At 72.3% G+C, this 3,998-nt stretch carries 5 protein-coding genes; 3 read left to right on the top strand and 2 right to left on the bottom strand.

The window, feature by feature from the left end; translation table 11 throughout:
• On the bottom strand, positions 1-285 hold a 285-nt coding region (locus AB0C69_RS39180; RefSeq protein WP_360361251.1), incomplete at its 3' end, for a hypothetical protein.
• Between the two features lie 495 nt (positions 286-780).
• On the opposite strand from AB0C69_RS39180, the gene AB0C69_RS39175 reads away from it, so the two are divergent.
• Positions 781-1,782: an aldo/keto reductase gene (locus AB0C69_RS39175; RefSeq protein ID WP_360361248.1), complete on the top strand. Its 1,002-nt coding sequence runs from the start codon at positions 781-783 to the stop codon at positions 1,780-1,782.
• Positions 1,783-1,823: 41 nt separating this feature from the next.
• Positions 1,824-2,597 carry a class I SAM-dependent methyltransferase gene (locus tag AB0C69_RS39170; protein WP_353832344.1) on the top strand — a complete coding sequence of 258 codons (774 nt, stop codon included), beginning with the start codon at positions 1,824-1,826 and terminating at the stop codon, positions 2,595-2,597.
• A gap of 23 nt (positions 2,598-2,620) precedes the next feature.
• Here AB0C69_RS39170 and AB0C69_RS39165 read toward each other — a convergent pair whose 3' ends face one another.
• Positions 2,621-3,358 carry a methyltransferase domain-containing protein gene (locus AB0C69_RS39165; RefSeq protein ID WP_353832343.1) on the bottom strand — a complete coding sequence of 246 codons (738 nt, stop codon included), beginning with the start codon at positions 3,356-3,358 and terminating at the stop codon, positions 2,621-2,623.
• A gap of 45 nt (positions 3,359-3,403) precedes the next feature.
• On the opposite strand from AB0C69_RS39165, the gene AB0C69_RS39160 reads away from it, so the two are divergent.
• Positions 3,404-3,998: NDP-hexose 2,3-dehydratase family protein (locus AB0C69_RS39160; RefSeq protein WP_360361244.1), on the top strand; the 595-nt coding region annotated here is incomplete at its 3' end.

Raw genomic sequence — 3,998 nt, 5'->3', positions numbered from 1 at the left:
GGCGGCCGCGGCCGCCGTCGTGGCGGCCTTCGCGGTCGTCATGAGCCCGGTCGGCACGCCCGCGAGCGGCGCGGCGAACATGATGGCCCAGATGCCGTTCCCGGTGGAGTGCATGTAGCTCCAGCCCTGCACGCTGGTCGCCACTCCGGTGTGGCCGAGGACGACGAGCAGCACGACGGCGCCGCGCAGTCCTTCGAGCTCCGGGATGAACTTACGAGGCCGGTCCGACGCTGGATCGGGCGCGGCGGCTCCCACAGCATCCCCGCTGGAGGCCTTCGTTACCATGGGCGTTTCTCCCATCTCGCGCGACCCTGGATTCGGCGGGTCGAAGCGAAGAGCGGATCGGTTCGGACGGTCCATCGAGGTCGGCCGCGGCCTCGCCCGGGCGGAATTCGGCCGCGGTCCGACGACGGCGTGCGGGGCCGATCAGAAGGCCGGCGCCGCCGGAGAAGGCGGCGCGCTCCCCGTCACCGTGCCGTGCTCACGCGTGGGATGCGTCGGAGTCGCTGACGATCCCCCACCCCCCGGATCTCCTCGGCTGGGTCACCGAGGATCTGTCGCCGGACACGCTCGGCGGGTCGTCCGCCGTGGACCGGATCGCCGTCCCGCGCCGATGCGGTACCGCACTCGGGGCCATGTGGACCACCTTTACCCGCCAAAGGTCCTACACTTGAGAAAACGATAGCATTGACGTCGCAGGACGCGATAGTAGGGGACATAGGGGAATCTGGCTTTAATAACTAGTATCGTGAAAGCCGTTCGAGCCTGAGGAGGCGGTCGATGCCCGATCCCGGAGAGTTCCGCGTACCGCTGGGTTCCACCGATCTGCGGATCGGCCGCCTCGGCCTCGGCACCGTGAACTTCGGCGGCCGCGTCGACGGGGCGGACGCGCACCGCCTCATGGACCACGCGCTGGCGAGCGGGATCAACCTCGTCGACACCGCGGACATCTACGGCTGGCGCGTCTACAAGGGCCACACCGAGGAGGTCATCGGAGACTGGCTCGCGGCGCGCCCGGGCCGCCGGGACGAGGTCGTCGTGGCCACGAAGGTCGGGAGCCCGATGAGCGACGACCCGGGCGACCGCGGCCTGTCGGCGCGGCGCATCGTCGCGGCGTGCGAGGCGTCCCTGCGCCGGTTGAACACCGACCGGATCGACCTGTACCAGATGCACCAGGTGGACCGGTCGGTCCCCTGGGACGAGATCTGGCTGGCCATGGAACTGCTGATCGGCCAGGGAAAGGTCCGCCACGTCGGCTCCTCCAACTTCGCCGGCTGGGACATCGCCCTGGCCCAGGAGACCGCCGCCCGCCGCCGCGTCCCGGGGCTCGCCTCGGAGCAGTGCGTCTACAACCTCGTCACCCGGCACGCGGAGCTGGAGGTGATCCCCGCGGCGACGGCCCTCGGGCTCGGGGTGCTGGTCTGGTCGCCCCTGCACGGCGGCCTGCTCGGCGGCGTGCTGCGCAAGAAGGCGGAGGGGACCGCGGTCAAGTCCGCCCAGGGGCGCGCGGTCGACGCGCTGAAGGAGCACGCGGCGGCCATCGCCGAGTACGAGCGGTTCTGCGCCGACATCGGGCGGGACCCCGCGGAGGTCGGCCTCGCCTGGACGCTGTCCAGGCCGGGGGTGACCGCGGCCCTCATCGGCCCGCGCACCCCCGACCACGTCGACGGCGCGGTGAGGGCGCTGGACAAGCCGCTGACCGAGGAGGAGACCGACCGGCTGGAGGCCCTCTTTCCGCCCGTCGGCCGGGGCGGACCGGCGCCGGCCGCGTGGATGAGCTGACCCGTCTTGACGCGATCTCTGCCGCTGGGAGGACGAGACAGGTGACCTCGCCGAACCACAGGGACCCGCGCTCGCTGGCGCGCGAGTCGGACCAGGAGCGCGACGTGCGCGAGCGGCTCACCCGGCTGCTGCGCGAGACCCCCATCCCGCCCGAGTACCTGATCGACAACCTGGCCCTGTACCTGCGGCGGCCCCAGCTCACCGACCTGCTGTGCATGGACGCGCTGTACCGCATGATCCTCGACGTCCCCGGCGTGATCATGGAGTTCGGCGTCCTCCACGGGCGGCACCTGGCCACGCTGACCGCGCTCCGCGGCTGCCACGAGCCCTACACCTCGGTGCGGCGCGTCATCGGCTTCGACACCTTCACCGGTTTCCCCGACGTCGGCGACGTCGACCGGGCCGGGCCCAACGCGGTGGCCGGCCGGTTCGCGGTGAGCGAGGGCTACCCCGACTACCTGCGGGAGGTGCTCGACGCGCACGAGTCCGGCGAGCCCTTCGCGCACGTCCGGCGGACCGCGGTGGTCCAGGGCGACATCCGCGAGACCCTGCCGCGCTACCTCGCCGACAACCCGGAGACCGTGATCGCGCTGGCCTACTTCGACCTCGACCTCCACGCGCCGACCCGCGCCGCGCTGGAGGCGATCCGGCCCTACCTCACGAGGGGCAGCGTGCTCGCCTTCGACGAGATCGCCTATTCCAAGTGGCCGGGGGAGACGGCGGCGCTGCGCGAGGCCGTCGGCCTCGACAAGGTGACTCTGCGCACGCTTCCCGGACGGGAGCCGCCCATCACGTACCTGCGCTGGGGCGAGTAGCGCCCGCCGGCGCCGCCCGCGGGTCAGCCCCTGCGCACTCCGACGAACAGGCCGTAGCCGTTGAGGCCGGCCTCCTCGTGCTCGACGTCGCATCCGGAGTCCTCGAACGCCGCCGCGAACTCGTCGGCGGTGAACATGGTGAAGGTCTCCAGGGTGCGGAACTCGCTGACGCCGGTGGGGCGGCCCACCAGCCAGCGCACGTCCATCCGCGCGGCCCGGTCGCGCCGGGTCGAGTGGGAGACCCGCGCGACGACCGTGTCGCCGTCCCGCACCAGGTCGGCTCCGACGTATCCCTCGATGAACCTCTCCGGCGGCCACCAGGGTTCGACGACGAGCACCCCGCCGGGGACGAGATGGTCCGCCATGGCCCCGACCGCGGCGCGCATGGCGGCGACGGTCGGCAGATAGGCGATCGCGGTGTAGAGGCAGGTCACGGCGTCGAAGGCGCGGCCGAGGTCGAAGGCCCGCATGTCGCCGTCGTGGACGGTCACCCCCGGCAGCCGCCGGACGGCCCGCTCCCGCATCGCGCGCGAGATCTCCAGGCCCTCGACGTGGTCGAAGCCCGACCGGAACGCCTCCAGGTGGGCCCCGGTGCCGCAGGCGACGTCGAGAAGGGACCGCGCGCCGGGGCGGCGCGCCCGGATGCGCCGCGCGACCTGCGCCGCCTCCTCGCCCCAGTCCTTGCCCCGGTGCCGGTACGTCAGCTCGTAGACCTCGGCGTGCTGCGGGCCGAAGGCGACGTCGCGCTCCGAGGCGGACACGGGCTCTCCCTTCCCGGCTGCTAATGCTATATGTAATTTAAGTAAATGATACAGCCGGGCGCGAACGGCAGCCGGATCCGGCTGCCGCGGACGGAGGCGGGCATGGCGGGTGCGAACGCGGGCTCTGCGCTGAGGGCGGCGCCGAGCGAGGAATCCGAGCTGGGCCGGCGGCTCGCGGCGTCGGCCGAGTGCCGGCCCCGGCCGGCCGGGGACGTCCTGGAATGGCTGGACGAACGCCGCCGCCGCGTCCCGGTCGAGGTGACGCGCATCCCGTTCGCGCGCATGGCCGGCTGGTCGTTCGCGCCGGGGTCGGGCGACCTCGTGCACGAGAGCGGCCGCTTCTTCACCGTGGGCGGCATCCACGCCCGCACCGACTACGGCGCCACCCCCGAATGGCGGCAGCCGATCATCTACCAGCAGGACGTCGCCATCGTGGGCATCCTCGCCAAGGAGATCGACGGCGTCCTGCACTTCCTGATGCAGGCCAAGATCGAGCCGGGCAACGTGAACACGGTGCAGCTGTCGCCGACGGTGCAGTCCACGTCGAGCAACTACCTGCGCGCGCACCGCGGCGCCCGGTCCCGGTTCGTCGAGTACTTCACCGAGCCCGGGCGTGCCCGCGTGCTGGTCGACGTCCTCC

Source organism: Actinomadura sp. NPDC048032 (assembly GCF_040653175.1).
Classification (GTDB): domain Bacteria; phylum Actinomycetota; class Actinomycetes; order Streptosporangiales; family Streptosporangiaceae; genus Spirillospora; species Spirillospora verrucosospora.
This window is presented reverse-complemented; position numbering and strand designations above follow the sequence as displayed.